The sequence below is a fragment of the Frankia sp. RB5 genome (genome assembly GCF_059816245.1).
In genome coordinates this window covers 25,649-41,580 of record NZ_JCBATA010000003.1, presented here as the reverse complement: position 1 = coordinate 41,580, position 15,932 = coordinate 25,649, and the positions used below count along the sequence as shown (strand labels likewise).

Sequence of the window (15,932 nt, the reverse complement as noted above, 5' to 3'; positions counted from 1 at the left end):
CTGGACCCGGCCGAAAACGACGGATCCGTCAGAGGTGATCATGCCCCAGGTCGGGTCGATCAGCACTGCACACCGGGGAGGTTGATCAGTAGGACACCCCCGCGGCGCGCAGCAGGGCCGAGATACGACGGGCGAGTTCGATGTCGAGGTTCGTGACGCCGCCTACGGAGTGTGTCCAGACGGTGAAGGTGACGGTGCCGGGCCCGCGGTCGATCACGGGGTGGTGGTCCATCTCGTCGGCGGTGCGCATCACCTCGGCGCTGATGGCGTCGGCCTCGTCGCCGTCGACCATGATCCGCAGCTGGATCCGGTCGGCGTCGCCGAGCCAGCCGGGAAGCGCCGCCAGCGCGTCCGTGACCTCGGCGGTGTCCAGTTTGGTCGGCATCGGTGTGTGCTCCCTCCGTCCGGGCCCGCGGGATCCGACGCCCGCGGCCGGGGATGACTCCGGTGTGATGACTCCGGTGTGTTGCCTAACGGTTCGCGGGGCGGTCGGCGCGCTGACGCGCCGGGGATGCATGGCCCGATCGGGCCATGCGACCCGAACCGCCGGCATCCGATCCCAGGACGGCCGGAGTCTGGGAGAGTCCGGCACCATGAATGCGGATGTGAGCGGTCAGGGTGCCTGCGCCCTTCCCCCTCCGGTCACCCCACCGGCGCGGAGCGTAACGTCCGGGGCCGTGGCCGCTCCCGCGTCGAACGAGCCCGAGCCCGTCGCGCAGCCCGTCGCGCAGCCCGTCGCGCGGCCCGCCGCGGGGCCGGACCCGGCGCCGGGGAGGGGACGGCTGGTCGTCGCCGTGGCGCTGCTCGACGAGCGTCGCCGGGTGCTCGCCGCCCGCCGGCGCGAGCCGCCGGCGTACGCGGGGATGTGGGAGTTCCCGGGGGGCAAGGTCGAACCGGGCGAGACCGAGCTTGACGCGCTGGTCCGCGAGTGCCGGGAGGAGCTCGACGTCGAGATCGAGGTCGGGCCCGTGCTCGGGGAGGTGGAGCTGGCCCGGCCCGGCTGGGTGCTGCGGGTCTGGTTCGGTCGGATCACCGGTCGCGTCCCTCGGATGGTGGACCACGACGAGCTGCGGTGGCTGAGCGTCGCCGAACTGTACGACGTGCGGTGGATGCCGGCGGACGGCCCGCTGGTCGACCGGCTGCATCAGGTGCTGGCCGGCTCCGACACGGTCGGCTGGCCGGCTGGCTGAGACCTCCGTCTCAGCTGGCGAGGTGGTCGGTGGTGGGCCGGGCACGGACGGGCGGAACGGTCCGTACCATGGGTTGTGGTACGGCCGTCCGCCGCCGGCCGGTGTTGCGTCGGCGGGGGTGGTTCGCGCGCCCATGCGCCGCCGACCACTGGCCGTTGCCGGTGTCCTTTGTCTGTGTCCTTGCGGGGTCGAGAGCCCCATGTCCGCCCCGGAGCGCCTCACCGTGTCCACTCGTGCCGATCTTCGTAACGTGGCCATCATCGCCCACGTCGACCACGGCAAGACCACGCTCGTCGATGCCATGCTGCGCCAGTCCGGCGCCTTCGGGGAGCACGCCGAGCTCACCGACCGGGTGATGGACTCGATGGACCTGGAGCGCGAGAAGGGCATCACGATCCTCGCGAAGAACACCGCGGTCCGCTACGGCGACATCACGATCAACATCATCGACACGCCGGGCCACGCCGACTTCGGTGGCGAGGTCGAGCGCGGGCTGTCGATGGTCGATGGCGTGCTGCTGCTCGTCGACGCGAGCGAGGGCCCGCTGCCACAGACCCGGTTCGTGCTGCGCAAGGCGCTGGCCGCGCGGCTGCCGGTCGTCCTCGTCATCAACAAGGTCGACCGTTCGGACGCGCGCATCGCCGAGGTCGTCGACGAGGCGTACGAGCTGTTCCTCGACCTCGACGCGGACGAGGACCAGATCGACTTCCCGATCGTCTACTGCAACGCGAAGGCCGGCCGCGCCTCCACGACCCGCCCGGCGGACGGGTCGAGCCCGGACTCGCCCGACCTCAAGCCGCTGTTCGACCTGCTGCTCGACACCATCCCGGCGCCGTCGTTCGACCCGGAGGCGCCGCTGCAGGCGCTGGTGACGAACCTCGACGCGTCGCCCTACCTCGGCCGTCTGGCGCTGTGCCGGGTGCACAATGGCACGATCCGTCGGGGTCAGCAGGCCACGTTGTGCCGCGCCGACGGCACCCAGGCCCGGGTCAAGATCAGCGAGATGCTGATGACGCAGGCGCTGGAGCGGGTGCCGGCCGAGGAGGCGGGGCCGGGCGACATCATCGCCGTCGCAGGCATCCCGGACATCACGATCGGCGAGACGCTGGCCGACGCGGAGGACCCGCGCCCGCTGCCGGTGATCACGGTCGACGAGCCGTCGATCAGCATGACGATCGGCATCAACACCTCGCCGCTGGCCGGCAGGTCCGGCAAGAAGCTCACCGCCCGGCTGGTGAAGAACCGCCTCGACGCCGAGCTCGTCGGCAACGTGTCGATCCGGGTGCTGCCGACCGAGCGGCCGGACACCTGGGAGGTGCAGGGCCGCGGTGAGCTGCAGCTCGCCGTGCTCGTCGAGCTGATGCGCCGCGAGGAGTTCGAGCTCACCGTCGGCAAGCCGCAGGTCGTCACCCGGCTCGTCGACGGCAAGGTGCACGAGCCGGTCGAGCGCCTCACGATCGACGCGCCCGAGGAGTTCCTCGGCACGCTCACCCAGCTCCTCGCGCTGCGCAAGGGCCGGGTCGAGCAGATGATCAACCACGGCACCGGCTGGATCCGCCTCGAGTACCTGGTGCCGGCGCGCGGGCTGATCGGTTTCCGCACCGAGTTCCTCACCGAGACCCGCGGCACCGGCCTGCTGCACCACGTCTTCGAGGGCTACGAGCCCTGGTTCGGCGAGCTGCGCACCCGCGCGACCGGCTCGATGGTCGCCGACCGCAGCGGCCCGGCCACCGCCTACGCGCTGTTCAACCTCCAGGAGCGCGGCACGATGTTCATCCCGCCGACGACCGAGGTCTACGAGGGCATGATCGTCGGCGAGAACTCCCGGGCGGACGACATGGACGTCAACCCGACCAAGGAGAAGAAGCTCACCAACATGCGCTCGTCCACCGGCGACGAGCTGGTCCGGCTCACCCCGCACCGCACCCTCACCCTCGAGCAGGCGCTGGAGTTCTGCCGGGAGGACGAGTGCGTCGAGGTGACGCCCGGCTTCGTCCGGCTGCGCAAGGTGGCGCTGACCGCGGCCGAGCGCGAGAAGCTGCGGGCCCGCCGCCGCGCCTGATCTCCAGCCGGCCGCGGGCGCCGGGGATTGTCGGTGGCGGGTCGTAGGGTCGCGAATGTGACGTCTGCTGCCTCGCCGCCGAATCCGCCCCCGCCGACCGCCGCCGGTTCGCCGGCCGCGCGGCGGCTCATGGTCGTGCACGCGCACCCGGACGACGAGGTCATCTCGACCGGGATCGCGCTCGCCTCCTACGCCGCCGCGCCCGACACCTCCGTCACCCTCGTGACCTGCACGTTGGGGGAGGAGGGCGAGGTCCTCGTGCCGGAGCTGGTCAATCTGCGGGCCGATCTCGGCGACCAGCTCGGCGGCTACCGCATCGGCGAGCTCGCCGGCGCGTGTGCCGCCCTCGGCCTCACCGACCAGCGATTCCTCGGCGGTCCGGGCCGCTTCCGCGACAGTGGGATGATGGGCACCCCGCCCAACGACCATCCCCGCAGTTTCTGGCAGGCGGACCTGGACGAGTCCACCGCCGAGCTGGTCCGCATCGTCCGGGACGTCCGGCCGCACGTGCTCGTCAGTTACGACTCGTTCGGCGCCTACGGTCATCCCGACCACATCCGCGCCCACCAGGTCACCGCCCGTGCGTACACCGACGCGGCCGACCCGGCGTTCGCTCCGGACGCCGGCGCGCCCTGGCAGGTCGCCAAGCGGTACGAGACGGCCATGCCGCGCTCCGCGGCGCTCGCTGGCTTCGAGCACTTCCGCGACGCCGACGTCCCGAACAACCCGTTCGCCGGCATGAAGTCGGTCGACGACATGGTCGTCCGGCTCACGGAGGACGCGGACATCACCACCGAGATCTCCGCGCCCGAGTTCTTCGAGGCCAAGATCGCCGCGATGCGGTCGCACCGGACCCAGATGGCCGTCGACGGCTTCTTCTTCGCCCTCGCCGACGGCATCGGCCAGCGGGCCTGGGGGGCCGAGCACTTCGTGCTGGCCGCGGGCACCCGCGGCCCCGGTGGCGGCGCCGATGGCCGCGAGCAGGACTTCTTCGCCGGCATCGAGTTGGCCGGCATCGAGTTCGCCGGCATCGAACTGTGACCGGACGGGCGGGAATCACTGCCGTCGGCGCCCGCTTGTAACGGTGTAATCCCTGCAAGCCAGGGTGTGCTCCGGGAGGTCGGATGAGCGACGGGAACCATGGCGGCCACACCAGCCATGACCGTGATGACCCGCTGGACGCCTACTCGGCCGTCGTGACCCGGGTCGCCGCCGCGCTGACGCCGTCGGTGGCCAGCCTGCGGGTGCGCACCCGGCGCGGCGCCGGTGCCGGATCCGCGGTGGTGTTCACCGCCGACGGGTTCCTGCTCACCTCGGCACACGTCGTCGAGGGCGCCGACGCCGTGACGGCCGGGCTCGCGCAGTTCGCCGACGGCACCGAGCGCGAGTTCGACGTCGTCGGCGCGGATCCGCTGTCCGACCTGGCCGTTCTGCGCGCCCGCGGCTCCACGCCGCCCGCGGCGGAGCTCGGTGACGCGGCGGGGCTGCGCGTCGGTCAGCTTGTCGTGGCGGTCGGTAACCCGCTCGGGCTGACCGGCAGCGTGACGGCGGGCGTCGTCAGCGCGCTGGGTCGGTCGCTGCCGACCCGGGCGGGTACGGCGGCGCGGGTGGTCGACGAGGTCATCCAGACTGACGCGGCGCTCAACCCCGGCAACTCGGGCGGCGCGCTCGCCACGGCCGACGGCCGGGTGGTCGGCGTGAACACGGCCGTGGCCGGGGTGGGCCTCGGGCTCGCCGTTCCCGTCAACGAGACGACGAGAGCGATCCTCGCGGCACTGATGCGCGACGGCCGGGTCCGGCGGGCCTACCTCGGGGTCGCCGGGGCGGCCGTGCCGCTGCCGCCGGCGGTCGAGCGGCGCACCGGCCAGCGGCGCGGCGTGCGCCTCGCCGAGGTGGTCGTCGGCAGCCCGGCGGGCAGCGCCGGCCTGTTCACCGGCGACCTCGTGCTGTCGCTGGGCGGCGTGCCGGTCGTCACGCCCGGGGATCTTCAGCGGCTGCTGACGGAGGGCACGATCGGCCGACCGGTGGAGGTGACGGTGTGGCGCCGCGGCGCGCTCGTCGACGTCGTCGTCGTCCCCCGTGAGCTCGTCACGACCTGACCGCCGAGGCCGTGGGGCGTCCCATGACCACCACGGGCTTATCGGGCGTACTCGTCTAGTGTCGAGGCATGTCCCGCCCCGGTTCCGGTCCGCGTCGCACGCCACCGCAGCCCACCGGTTCCCGTGCGCCCCGTGGAACGAGCTCGCCCGGGGCACGGGGAGGAGCGGGGGTGACCGGCCGGGCCGGTGCCCCCTCGCGTCCCGCGGATGACGGCGCTGGCGGCGGCCCCGGCGCTGGCGGCGGCCCGGGTGCTGGCGGCGGCCCGGGTGGTGGTGGAGGTAGCCGTGGCGGGGCGTCCGCGGGCGCCGCAGCGGCGGGGAGCGCCTCGGCGGGGGTGGCGGGGGAGCCGGGACGGGTGTTCCTCGGGGCGTCCTACGCGCTCGGCGTCGTGCTCGGCGTCGGGCTGGGGCTCTACGGCGTGTTCCTGCTGCCCGCCGGGCCTGATCTGGGCGGCACGGTGCTGTCGGTGGGCCTGCTGCTCGCGGTGGTCGGCAACGCGGCGGCCGCGCTGCTGGTGCGTTGGCTGACCGGCACCCGGCTCGGTCCGGTGACCGTGCTGCTCGGCTGGACCCCGGTCGTACTGCTGTTCGCCGCCAGCCGCCCGGAAGGCGACCTGCTCATGCGGGCCAACGCCACGGCCTACGCGTTTCTGCTGCTCGGCGGGCTGAGTCCGATCGTCGTCGCGGTCGCCGGGCGGGCGCGGCGCGGGCTGACGGCGCTGCCGGCGCCGCGCTGAGCCACCCGCCGGTGGCTGTGCGGGATGTCACCGGACCGGGCAAGGGCGGGTCCGGGGACCGTCCCCGGCGGTAGCGTGGCCGGGTGGTCAGCCTGCCGCCGGACGTCCACGGTCCGGGAGCCCGCGGTGGGGCGTCGGCCGTTCGGGCGCCCCTGGAAGCGGGTGAGTTCCGCCGGGCGGTCGGCAGGTTCGCCACCGGTGTCACCGTTCTGTCCACCCTCGCCGAGGGGCGGCATCTGGGCATGACGGCGAACTCGTTCGTGTCCGTCTCGCTTGATCCCCTGCTCGTGCTGGCGAGCATTCGGCGCGACGCGCGTTTCCTCGGCCCGCTGCTGGCCGCCGGGGTGTGGGGTGTGTCGGTACTGGCCGACGACATGTCGGAGGCGTCCAGGTTCTTCGCCCGGCGCGTGCCCGAGCACGGCGCGGGCGGCGCCGGTGACGCGTTCGACCGGTGGCCGCACACCCTCGGCGCCGAGACGGGCGTGGCCCTGCTCGACGGCGCGCTGTCGGTGTTCGAGTGCCGCACGGTGGCCACCCATCCCGGCGGCGACCACACGCTGGTGATCGGCGAGGTGGTCGCGCTCGACCGGCGGTGCGATGACGCCGGTCCGCTGGTGTTCTACCAGGGCGGCTACCTGGATCCGGTCGTGCCGCGGGACGGGTCGGCGCAGGGCGCGCCCGGCTAGTTGAGCCGGGCCCGCGCGGCGGCGGCCGCCTGGCGGGCGGCCGCGGCGGCCGCCGGTTCCACCGCCGTCACCGCGTCGGCGAACGAGGTGAGGTCCCCCGCCCCGCCGAGGAAGTCGCCGAGGCGTACCCGCAGCTCTCCGCGCTCCCGGCGCAGGCTCGCCGGGTGGTGCGGCAGCAGCAGCGACAGCTCGACCGCCCACAGGCGGGTGCGGGGGGCGTCGGTGCGGGCGGCGAGGACGCGGATGTTGCCCAGGATGCGGGTGAGGACGTCATGGCCGCTCATCGGCGCGAGGTGGCCGCGGTGGAACGCCGCCCCGGCGGCGCGGACCTTCGCCGCCGCGTCGTGGATCGTCAGGAGCTTCCCGGCGGCGAACGGGTCGACGAGCACGAAGTCCTCGGGCGCGCCGATCGCGACGACGACGTGCCCGGGCAGGCCGACCGGGTAGGCCGCCACGCCCAGCCGGTGCGCCACCTCCAGCCAGATCACCGACAGCAGGATCGGTAGCCCGCGGCGGCGGCGCAGCACGTCCGGCAGCAGCGACGAGCGCAGGTCCTCGTAGTCCTCCTCGGAGCCGGCGAAGCCAGCGTCGAGCCCGAGTGCCTCGTGCAGGGCCTCGGCGGCCACCCGGGGGTCCAGGCCGCCGAACCCGTGGCCCGCGCCGGGCCGGCCGGGCTGGTCCCGTTCCGCGGGCCCGGCCGCGGCGGCGGGCCCAGCGCCGGCTCCGGTGCCGGGGACGGCGCCGGTGCCGTGCTCGACCCGGGGGAAGCGCCGGGCGGCGCCGGCGCGGGCGGCGAGCAGCGGGCGGGCCCGGACCGCGAGGGTGTCCAGCGCGTCGAGGGTGACGGCGGGGTCCTGATGGTCGGCGCTGGCGTCGGCCTCGGCCGCGAGCAGGTGGCAGGCGGCGGCCAGATCGACGGGCTCGCGGTGGACGACCTCGGCGAACCGGTCGCGGCTGCGCGCGCTCACCCGCGCTCCGCCCGGACACTCCCGTCGGATCCCACCGCGTCCGGACCGGCCGCGGGGGCCGGCGCGCCTGGCCCGGGTCCGGCGGCGTCGGCGGCGCCGACCCCCAGGAGCGACACCGTGCCTGTGTGCGTCGTATCCGGGAGTGTCATGTCTGGAATTGTCGCGCGCTCGACCGGCTGGGTTCGGACGATGGTGCCGGGATCTGTCGTGTCCGGCGTCGTCCGGGTAAGGCCTGTCGGATTGGCGACATCGGGTTGCGTGACCGTGCGTGGTCGTCGGGCCGCTGGTCGGGCGGGGACAACGCGTGCCGCGACGATGTCTTCCTCGGTAACCTGAACAGCAGAACCATCCGCCGTTTCGACCGTCAGTACGTGCGACGACCATGACCGTAGCGTCCCGAGGACATCACTGAGAGGGATTGGACCCGGGATACGCCGCCGGATCATGACTCGCGCGCCGATGTCGGCCCGAGTGATGCGGACGACATACACCACCAGCGCACGCCCTTGCTGTCGACACGGAACTGTCCATGTCGATACTAGGGACTCAGTCGCCCGTGAGCCCGAGGAGGAACATCCGGTGACCTACGTCATCGCGGAGCCCTGCGTCGATGTCAAGGACAGGGCCTGTATCGAGGAGTGCCCGGTCGACTGCATCTACGAGGGCGGGCGGATGCTCTACATCCAGCCCGACGAGTGCGTGGACTGCGGAGCCTGCGAGCCGGTGTGTCCGGTGGAGGCCATCTACTACGAGGACGACGTCCCCGACCAGTGGAAGGGCTACACCGACACCAACGCGAACTTCTTCGAGGAGCTCGGCTCGCCGGGCGGTGCCTCGAAGGTAGGCGCGTTGGACTTCGACCCGCCGGCCGTCGCCGCGCTGGCGCCCCAGGGCGAGTCCTGAGCGGCGCTGGGAGGCCGGGCAACATCTCCGGCGGCGCCGGCGTCCCCGGCGGCTCCGGAACCCTTCGGTCACCGGCCCGGTCCCGCGTGCGGCTGCCCGACTTCCCCTGGGACCAGCTAGTCGCCTTCCGGGAGAAGGCCCGCGCGCACCCCTACGGGCTGGTCGACCTGTCGGTGGGGACGCCGGTCGACACGACGCCGGCCGTCGTCCAACAGGCGCTGGCCGGCGCCGCCGACGCCCCGGGCTACCCGCAGACGGCCGGAACGCCTGATCTGCGGGAGGCGGCGGCGGGCTGGTTGGCCCGCCGCCTCGGCGTCCTCGTCGATCCGGGTGCCGTGCTGCCCGTGCTGGGGACCAAGGAACTGGTCGCCCAACTACCCGGGCAGCTCGGGCTCGAGCCCGGCGACCGGGTCTGGGTACCGACGCCGGCGTACCCGACGTACGAGGTCGGCGCGCTGCTCGCCCGCTGCGAGCCGGTCGTCGGCCCGGCGGACGGGGTGACGCTGGTCTGGCTGAACTCGCCGGGCAACCCGACGGGCCGGGTCATGACGATCGACGAGATGCGCGCGGTCGTCGGCTGGGCGCGCGAGCGGGGCGTCATCGTCGCCAGCGACGAGTGCTACATCGAGCTCGGCTGGGAGAGCCGGCCGGTCTCGGTGCTGCACCCCGACGTCTGCGGCGGGTCGCACGAGGGCCTGCTCGCGGTGCACTCCCTGTCGAAACGGTCCAACCTCGCGGGCTATCGGGCCGGTTTCGTCACGGGTGACCCGCAGCTCGTCGCGGGCCTGCTGGGCGTGCGCAAGCACGCCGGGTTCATGATGCCGGCCCCGGTGCAGGCGGCGATGGCGGCCGCCTACGCCGACGACATGCACGTCGCCGACCAGCGGGTCCGGTACGCGAACCGCCGGGCGGTGCTCGCGGCGGCCCTGTCGGTCGCCGGGTTCACCATCGACCACAGCGAGGCGGGCCTGTACCTGTGGGCGACGCGGGGCGAGGACGCGTGGGCCACCGTCGACGCGCTCGCCGGCGTCGGCGTCCTGGTCGCGCCGGGCACCTTCTACGGCGAGGCCGGTCGCTACCACGTCCGCGTCGCGCTGACCGCGCCGGACTCGCAGGTGGCTACCGTGCCCGAGCGGATGACGATGATCCCGCCGGCGTCCCCCCCGGGCGCGTCCGGCACGGGGACGCACCCTGGCGTCGGCCATGCCCACCAGCAGGGCTATCCGGTTTCCGCCGCGGGCGCGGCCGGCTATCCCGCCGCGGGCGGCGGGTACGGGACGGCGCCGCGTGCGGTGCCGGAGCGGATCGCGTACGAGTCCACCGCCGGCCAGGAGATCCCGTCCGGCGGCTACGACCTGCGGGCCGGCTACGAGGCGCGCCCGGCCTACGACGGCCAGCCCGGACCGGGGGGCGGCTACGACCCCAGGACCAGCGGTTACGAGGGTCAGGGCGGGCGCTATGACGGCCAGCCCCAGACCGGTGGTCACGAGCAGCCGCCGCCGCGCCACGGGCAGCAGCCCTACGGCACCGGGCCCGGTGGCCGGGGCGAGACAGCCTCGGGGCAGTGGCAGGGCGAGCCCGACATCCGCTGACCGGATCAGCGAAGCGGAGCTGATCGGCGGACCGGGACCAGTCCGCCGATCAGCCGGACCTCGTCCGGACCTCGTAAGGTCTGGACTGTGAGCGCCTCCAACACCACCTCCGACTCCGTGATCGACCCCGTCATCGACGAGCTGTGGGAACGCCGGGCCGACCTCGGCCCGGACGACGCCGACGCCCGCAAGATCGTCGTGGGTGCCGTCGACGCCATCGACGCCGGGGACGCCCGGGTGGCCGTCGTCGCCGCGGACGGCTCCGTCGTCGTCGACGAGCGGGCCAAGCGGGCGATCCTGCTGTCCTTCAAGGTCCTGTCGATGGTCGAGTCGTCCGCCGGCGACTTCCGCTACCACGACCGGGTACCGCTGAAGACCCGCTTCGACGGCGTCCGGGTGGTGCCGGGCGCGATCGTCCGCTGGGGCGCGCACATCGCCCCCGGCGCGATCCTGATGCCGAGCTACACGAACATCGGCGGCTACGTCGGCGCCGGCACCCTCGTCGACACCTGGGCGACGGTCGGGTCCTGCGCGCAGGTCGGCCGCAATGTCCACCTGTCCGGCGGGGTCGGGCTCGGCGGCGTGCTCGAACCGCCGAACGCCGTGCCCGTGGTCGTCGAGGACGACGCGTTCGTCGGCAGCCGGTGCATGGTCGTCGACGGTGCCCGGGTTCGCCGCGGGGCCAAGCTCGGCGCCGGGGCGATCCTCACCGCGTCCACCCACGTCTACGACGCGACCACCGGCGAGGAGTACCCGCGCGGCGAGATCCCGGAGCGGGCCGTCGCCGTCGGGTCCAGCCGGGTGCGGTCGTTCCCTGCCGGGGAGTTCGCGATGCCGTGCATCCTGGTGCTTCGTACCCTGGCCGAGGGCGAGATCCACGACAAGCTGGCCCTCAACGACGTGCTACGCGAGCACGGCGTCGCCGGCTGAGGGCCGGCGGCCGGGCGCCGTAGGGTCGCCGCATGGACCTTGACCTGACGATGCCGGTCGGCGAGCTCACCCGGGCGCTGGTGGACGTCCCGTCCGTCAGCGGGGACGAGCGTGCCCTCGCCGACGCGGTCGAGGCCGCCCTCGCCCGCGTCGGCGGCCTGCGGGTGGACCGGGACGGCGACGCCGTCGTCGCCCGTACCTCGCTGGGCCTGCCGTCGCGGGTGGTGCTCGCCGGGCATCTGGACACCGTGCCGATCGCGGACAACGTGCCGTCCCGGGTCGAGGGCCGGCGGCTGTACGGGTGCGGGACGTCGGACATGAAGGCGGGTGTGGCGATAGCGCTGCGCCTGGCCGCCACGCTGCCGCTCGCCGCCGGGCCCGGCGGGCTGCGCCACGACCTCACCTGGATCTGCTACGACAACGAGGAGGTCAGCGCCCGGTTCAACGGCCTGCGCCGGCTCGCCGAGCGGCACCGGAACTGGCTCGACGGCGACCTCGCCATCCTGATGGAGCCCACCTCGGGGGAGATCGAGGCCGGCTGCCAGGGGACGCTGCGAGTCGTCGTCACGCTCGGCGGCACCCGGGCGCACTCGGCGCGCTCCTGGCTCGGTGACAACGCCGTCCACAAGTCGGGCGAGGTCCTGCGCCGGCTCGCGGAGTACCGCCCGCGCAGCGTGACCATCGACGGCTGCACCTACCGCGAGGGCCTGTCCGCGGTCCGGATCGATGGCGGCGTGGCCGGCAACGTGATCCCGGACCTGTGCCAGGTCACGGTGAACTTCCGGTTCGCCCCGGACCGCACCCCGCAGGCCGCGCTCGACCACGTCCGCGAGGTGCTCGACGGGTTCGACCTCGAGGTCGCGGACCTGGCGGCTGGCGCCCTGCCCGGGCTCGACGCGCCGACGGCCGCCGCGTTCGTGGCCGCCACCGGCCGGACCCCGGTGGCCAAGTACGGCTGGACGGACGTCGCGCGTTTCGCCGAGCTCGGCATTCCCGCGCTGAACTACGGCCCCGGCGACCCGAACCTCGCCCACACCCGCGGCGAGTTCGTCGACCTCGACGCGATCGACGAGGGCGAACGCCTGCTCCGGGACTACCTGACCCGGTGACGCCGCCGCCCGGCGCGAATTGCTACAGAAAGCAACCATATGGCCGTTCCGGCGGCCCGCTGAGCTGTGGCGATGCGGGTGGCCGCGGGCGTCGCCGGGCGGTCGGGCGCCGTTTCGACGGGATGCGGGCGGAAGGCCGTCGGAACGCTCTGTAGGCGGAGAAGGTGCGGTCCGGCCAGGATTTTTGGCGAATCGGGCGAGCAGCGATTTATGTCACGCACGCGAGCCAACGCACGATGCCGGCGTGGATCCGGCGATGCCGGGACGTTAGAGTTGGTTGAGCACGTACAGTGCCGGCCAACGGGGGGGTCCGCAGGCCCGGTGCGGGCGGCGGGGATCGGGGGAGTGCACGTCGGGTCGGGGGCCCGGCCGGTGGTCAGGACGCATCGTCAGCGGACCCTCGGGTGATGTCGATGCCGCGCGGCCTTTTCTGCGATGTCGGCCGGATGTCATGACCGTGGGGGGTCTGTCAGGTGACTGACGCTGTCGTCAGTGGTGCCAGGATCGGTTCCGGGATGGATCCGGAGTCCCGAGGCGCCGCGTATGAATCGGACAAAAAACCAGATACTGGCGATAGTCGGTTGCTGTTCGACCTGCTCCAGCCGGCGGTGACAGCCGCCCCGGAACGGACCGTCCCGGTCCGGGACCAGGCGATCCCCGCGCAGCGTCCGCGCGTCCGCACCGACGCCTCCGACCTCGCCGCCCGCCCGCCGCGGGAGGACGTGTGGCGGGACGCGCCGGGCGTCGCCGAGCCGCCGGCCCACGACGATGGCCAGTCGGCCGACCGCGGCGGCGAGGCGGTGTTCGCCGGCTACCGGGCTCGCATCCCCTGGGAGCGGCGCTTCGGCTGGCTGCTCGTGGGTCTGGATGCCGCGGCCTGCGTCCTGGCCGCCGCCGTCGCCTACCTCGTCCGGTTCGGCGGTCTGGTCGAGTTCGACCTCAAGCCGGTGTCGGTGACGCCGTACCTCGTCATGTCGATCGTCCTGCCGGTGATGTGGGTGCTGTCGATGTTCCTCGGCCGCGCCTACGAGAGCCGCTTCCTCGGCAGCGGATCGGAGGAGTTCCGCCGCGTCCTCAACGCCGCCGCGCACCTCACCGCGGTCGTGGCGGTGCTGTCCTACGCGACGAAGGCGGAGCTCGCGCGCGCCTACGTCCTCATCGCGTTCCCGGCGGCCATCGCGCTGACCGTGCTCGGCCGCTGCGCCGCGCGCGGCTACCTGCACCGGATGCGCCGCGGCGGCCGTGGGCTGCACCGGGTGCTCGTCGTTGGCGCCGGCGACTCGGCGGCCTCGCTGGTCCGCCTCGCCCGGCGCGACCCGACGGCCGGCTGGTCGGTCGTCGGCGTGGTGCTGGACCGCTCACCCGGCCGCCACAGCCACGACTACTCGGACCGCGGCGGGTTCGACCTGCTCGGCGTGCCGATCGTCGGCACCTCCGAGAGCCTGCACACCGCCATCCGGGCCACCCACGCGACCACCGTGGCGATCTGCCCGCAGATGGACGGCGAGACGCTGCGCCGGGTGCTCTGGATGCTCGAGGGCAGCGACGTCGACGTGCTCGTCTCCTCGGCGCTGACCGACGTCACCGGGCCGCGGATCTCGATCCGCCCGGTCGCCGGGCTGCCGCTGCTGCACATCGAGGAGCCGGAGCTCACCGGTGCCCGCCGCGCCGTCAAGGGCCTGTTCGACCGGGGCGTCGCGCTCACGGTGCTGCTGCTGTGCTCGCCGCTGTTCGTGGCGCTCGCGCTCGCCGTCCGCCTCACCAGCCGCGGCCCGGCGATCTTCCGCCAGACCCGGGTCGGCCAGGGCGGTGAGCACTTCACCATGTTCAAGTTCCGGTCGATGTACGTCGACGCGGAGGAACGGAAGAAGGAGCTGGAGGCGCTCAACGAGCGTGCCGAGGGCCTGCTGTTCAAGATGCGCGACGACCCGCGGATCACGAAGGTCGGCAAGTTCCTGCGCAAGTGGTCGCTCGACGAGCTGCCGCAGCTGCTGAACATCGCCAACGGCACGATGTCGCTGGTCGGGCCGCGCCCGCCGCTGCCGAGCGAGGTCGCCCAGTACGAGGACGAGGTGCACCGCCGGCTGATGGTCAAGCCGGGCCTGACCGGGCTGTGGCAGATCAGTGGGCGCTCCGATCTGGAGTGGGACGAGTCGGTCCGGCTCGACCTGCGCTACGTGCAGAACTGGTCCCTCCCGCTCGACTTCTACATCCTCTGGCGGACCGTGTTCGCCGTGCTGCGCCGCGAGGGTGCGTACTGAGTCCAGGCGCGACCGAGCGGCGGGGAACCCGCCTGCTGGACGGCCCCGTCCCACCTCGGTGGGACGGGGCCGTCTCCGTTCTCGGCGCTGCCGGAACAGAAACAGGTGAAAGCTTGTAGCAGGCGGTCCAATATCTCGCCGTGGTTGCTGGGCATGGCGCGGTGATTCATAACACACCAGGAACGGGCCGCTGTGGTTCGGCGACGATGGGTGGCACCATCGGAGATGTTTCGCTGAAGGGTGGCGGGGCGATGCTCTCGCATACCGCCGGCGAAAAGGTCGGATGATTCGAGGTGGCTGCTGCGGCGGGCTCGGGCTAACAACTGAACTATTGTTATCAGGCTGATATGTCCGTGATACGCGGCGAGGAATGCTCCCGTCGACGGTCGGCTGGCCGGCATGCTAAGCTCGCCGCCGAGAACCGGCTGATATGGCGAAAAAGGGGGCGGGGGCCCGGCCCGGTTGTCTCGAGTGGGGATTCACGCGTGCGGCGGGGCCTTGGGGTGTCCCGTCTTCCATGCCGGCACGAGCCGGTCGCGGCCATTGTTGCCAGGAAGTCACTGCGATCTCTGCATGGACATTGATCGCTCACCAACGTTGCAACCGGGGGGAAGCGTTGAGCGGTTCTGGCGGTGCGCCGTCGATCAGTATTGTCATCCCGACGCTGAACGAGGCACGCAATCTGGCGCACGTCTTCGCCCGGCTTCCGGCGGAGGCCGAGGTCATCGTCGTCGACGGCCGCTCCACCGACGACACCGTCGCGGTGGCCCGGTCGCTGCGCCCGGACGCGGTGATCGTGCACCAGACGCGGCGCGGCAAGGGGAACGCGCTGGCCTGCGGTTTCGCGGCGGCTACCGGTGACGTCATCATCATGCTCGACGCGGACGGGTCGGCAGATCCCGGCGAGATCGACGCCTTCGTCGCCGCTCTGGTCGCCGGCGCGGACTACGCGAAGGGCACCCGGTTCCGCTCCGGTGGCGGCAGCAGCGACATCACCCGATTCCGCCGTGCCGGCAACGCCGGGCTGAACCAGCTGGTCAATGCACTGATCGGCAGTGACTACTCCGACCTGTGCTACGGCTACAACGCGTTCTGGCGGCATTGCCTGCCGTTCCTCGACCTCGATCCGGGCAGTCCCGGCACCGCCGTCCGCTGGGGCGACGGCTTCGAGGTCGAGACCCTGATCAACATGCGCGTGTCGCAGGCCGGCCTGCGGGTGGCCGAGGTGCCGAGCTTCGAGCACCGGCGCCTGTTCGGCGTCAGCAACCTCAACGCTTTCTCGGATGGCCTGCGCGTGCTGCGCACGATCCTCGTCGAGTCGCGGCGGCGAGCGAGCACCGATCCGTGGCGGCGCCGGTTCGGTGGCCGCTCGGCCCGGTCCGCCCGCTCGGCCCG

The 15,932-nt window shown here is 73.1% G+C and carries 14 protein-coding genes and 1 pseudogene; 12 read left to right on the top strand and 3 right to left on the bottom strand.

Annotated elements, in window-relative coordinates; translation table 11 throughout:
- Nucleotides 1–85: 85 nt before the first annotated feature.
- Complete coding sequence (locus tag AC6EXY_RS02210) at nt 86–385, bottom strand: 4a-hydroxytetrahydrobiopterin dehydratase (protein WP_101830649.1); 300 nt, start codon at nt 383–385, stop codon at nt 86–88.
- Nucleotides 386–782: 397 nt separating this feature from the next.
- Between AC6EXY_RS02210 and AC6EXY_RS02205 the strand changes: the two genes are divergently transcribed.
- The 6 genes from AC6EXY_RS02205 to AC6EXY_RS02180 all read left to right on the top strand — a co-directional run bounded on the left by AC6EXY_RS02205 (nt 783) and on the right by AC6EXY_RS02180 (nt 6,774).
- Nucleotides 783–1,190, top strand: coding sequence for a (deoxy)nucleoside triphosphate pyrophosphohydrolase (locus AC6EXY_RS02205; RefSeq protein ID WP_243407265.1), 408 nt, complete (start codon nt 783–785; stop codon nt 1,188–1,190).
- A 223-nt stretch (nt 1,191–1,413) separates the two neighbouring features.
- The gene (gene typA / locus AC6EXY_RS02200) at nt 1,414–3,252 is read left to right on the top strand and encodes a translational GTPase TypA (RefSeq protein WP_101830668.1); all 1,839 of its coding nucleotides are present in this window, start codon (nt 1,414–1,416) and stop codon (nt 3,250–3,252) included.
- Between the two features lie 129 nt (nt 3,253–3,381).
- A complete protein-coding gene (gene mshB, locus AC6EXY_RS02195) occupies nt 3,382–4,293 on the top strand; it encodes an N-acetyl-1-D-myo-inositol-2-amino-2-deoxy-alpha-D-glucopyranoside deacetylase (protein ID WP_101830650.1) in 912 nt (303 codons plus the stop codon).
- Nucleotides 4,294–4,376: 83 nt separating this feature from the next.
- Nucleotides 4,377–5,351, top strand: coding sequence for a S1C family serine protease (locus AC6EXY_RS02190; protein ID WP_101830651.1), 975 nt, complete (start codon nt 4,377–4,379; stop codon nt 5,349–5,351).
- Between the two features lie 170 nt (nt 5,352–5,521).
- A complete protein-coding gene (locus tag AC6EXY_RS02185; protein ID WP_499817055.1) occupies nt 5,522–6,088 on the top strand; it encodes a DUF6113 family protein in 567 nt (188 codons plus the stop codon).
- A gap of 83 nt (nt 6,089–6,171) precedes the next feature.
- A complete protein-coding gene (locus AC6EXY_RS02180; protein ID WP_499817056.1) occupies nt 6,172–6,774 on the top strand; it encodes a flavin reductase family protein in 603 nt (200 codons plus the stop codon).
- Here the strand turns inward: AC6EXY_RS02180 and AC6EXY_RS02175 are convergent.
- Together AC6EXY_RS02175 and AC6EXY_RS02170 are read right to left on the bottom strand one after the other, a co-directional pair.
- A complete protein-coding gene (locus AC6EXY_RS02175) occupies nt 6,771–7,742 on the bottom strand; it encodes a transglutaminase family protein (RefSeq protein WP_101832466.1) in 972 nt (323 codons plus the stop codon). The genes AC6EXY_RS02180 and AC6EXY_RS02175 overlap by 4 nt on opposite strands.
- Nucleotides 7,739–8,233: a putative acetyltransferase gene (locus AC6EXY_RS02170; protein ID WP_499842284.1), complete on the bottom strand. Its 495-nt coding sequence runs from the start codon at nt 8,231–8,233 to the stop codon at nt 7,739–7,741. Before AC6EXY_RS02170 ends, AC6EXY_RS02175 begins: the two co-directional genes overlap by 4 nt.
- A gap of 88 nt (nt 8,234–8,321) precedes the next feature.
- On the opposite strand from AC6EXY_RS02170, the gene fdxA reads away from it, so the two are divergent.
- From fdxA to AC6EXY_RS02140, 6 genes and pseudogenes are all read left to right on the top strand, one after another.
- Nucleotides 8,322–8,645, top strand: coding sequence for a ferredoxin (fdxA, locus tag AC6EXY_RS02165; RefSeq protein WP_009742053.1), 324 nt, complete (start codon nt 8,322–8,324; stop codon nt 8,643–8,645).
- A gap of 86 nt (nt 8,646–8,731) precedes the next feature.
- On the top strand, nt 8,732–10,237 hold the full coding sequence (dapC, locus tag AC6EXY_RS02160) for a succinyldiaminopimelate transaminase (RefSeq protein ID WP_499817057.1): 1,506 nt from the start codon (nt 8,732–8,734) through the stop codon (nt 10,235–10,237).
- Nucleotides 10,238–10,324: 87 nt separating this feature from the next.
- Nucleotides 10,325–11,167 carry a 2,3,4,5-tetrahydropyridine-2,6-dicarboxylate N-succinyltransferase gene (locus AC6EXY_RS02155; RefSeq protein WP_101832469.1) on the top strand — a complete coding sequence of 281 codons (843 nt, stop codon included), beginning with the start codon at nt 10,325–10,327 and terminating at the stop codon, nt 11,165–11,167.
- Nucleotides 11,168–11,199: 32 nt separating this feature from the next.
- Entirely contained in the window at nt 11,200–12,276 is a 1,077-nt protein-coding gene (gene dapE, locus AC6EXY_RS02150) for a succinyl-diaminopimelate desuccinylase (RefSeq protein ID WP_101832470.1), read from the top strand.
- Between the two features lie 800 nt (nt 12,277–13,076).
- Nucleotides 13,077–14,537 carry a sugar transferase gene (locus AC6EXY_RS02145; protein WP_499817066.1) on the top strand — a complete coding sequence of 487 codons (1,461 nt, stop codon included), beginning with the start codon at nt 13,077–13,079 and terminating at the stop codon, nt 14,535–14,537.
- A 616-nt stretch (nt 14,538–15,153) separates the two neighbouring features.
- A pseudogene (locus tag AC6EXY_RS02140) lies at nt 15,154–15,864 on the top strand (glycosyltransferase family 2 protein); the annotation flags it as partial.
- Between the last annotated feature and the right edge of the window lie 68 nt (nt 15,865–15,932).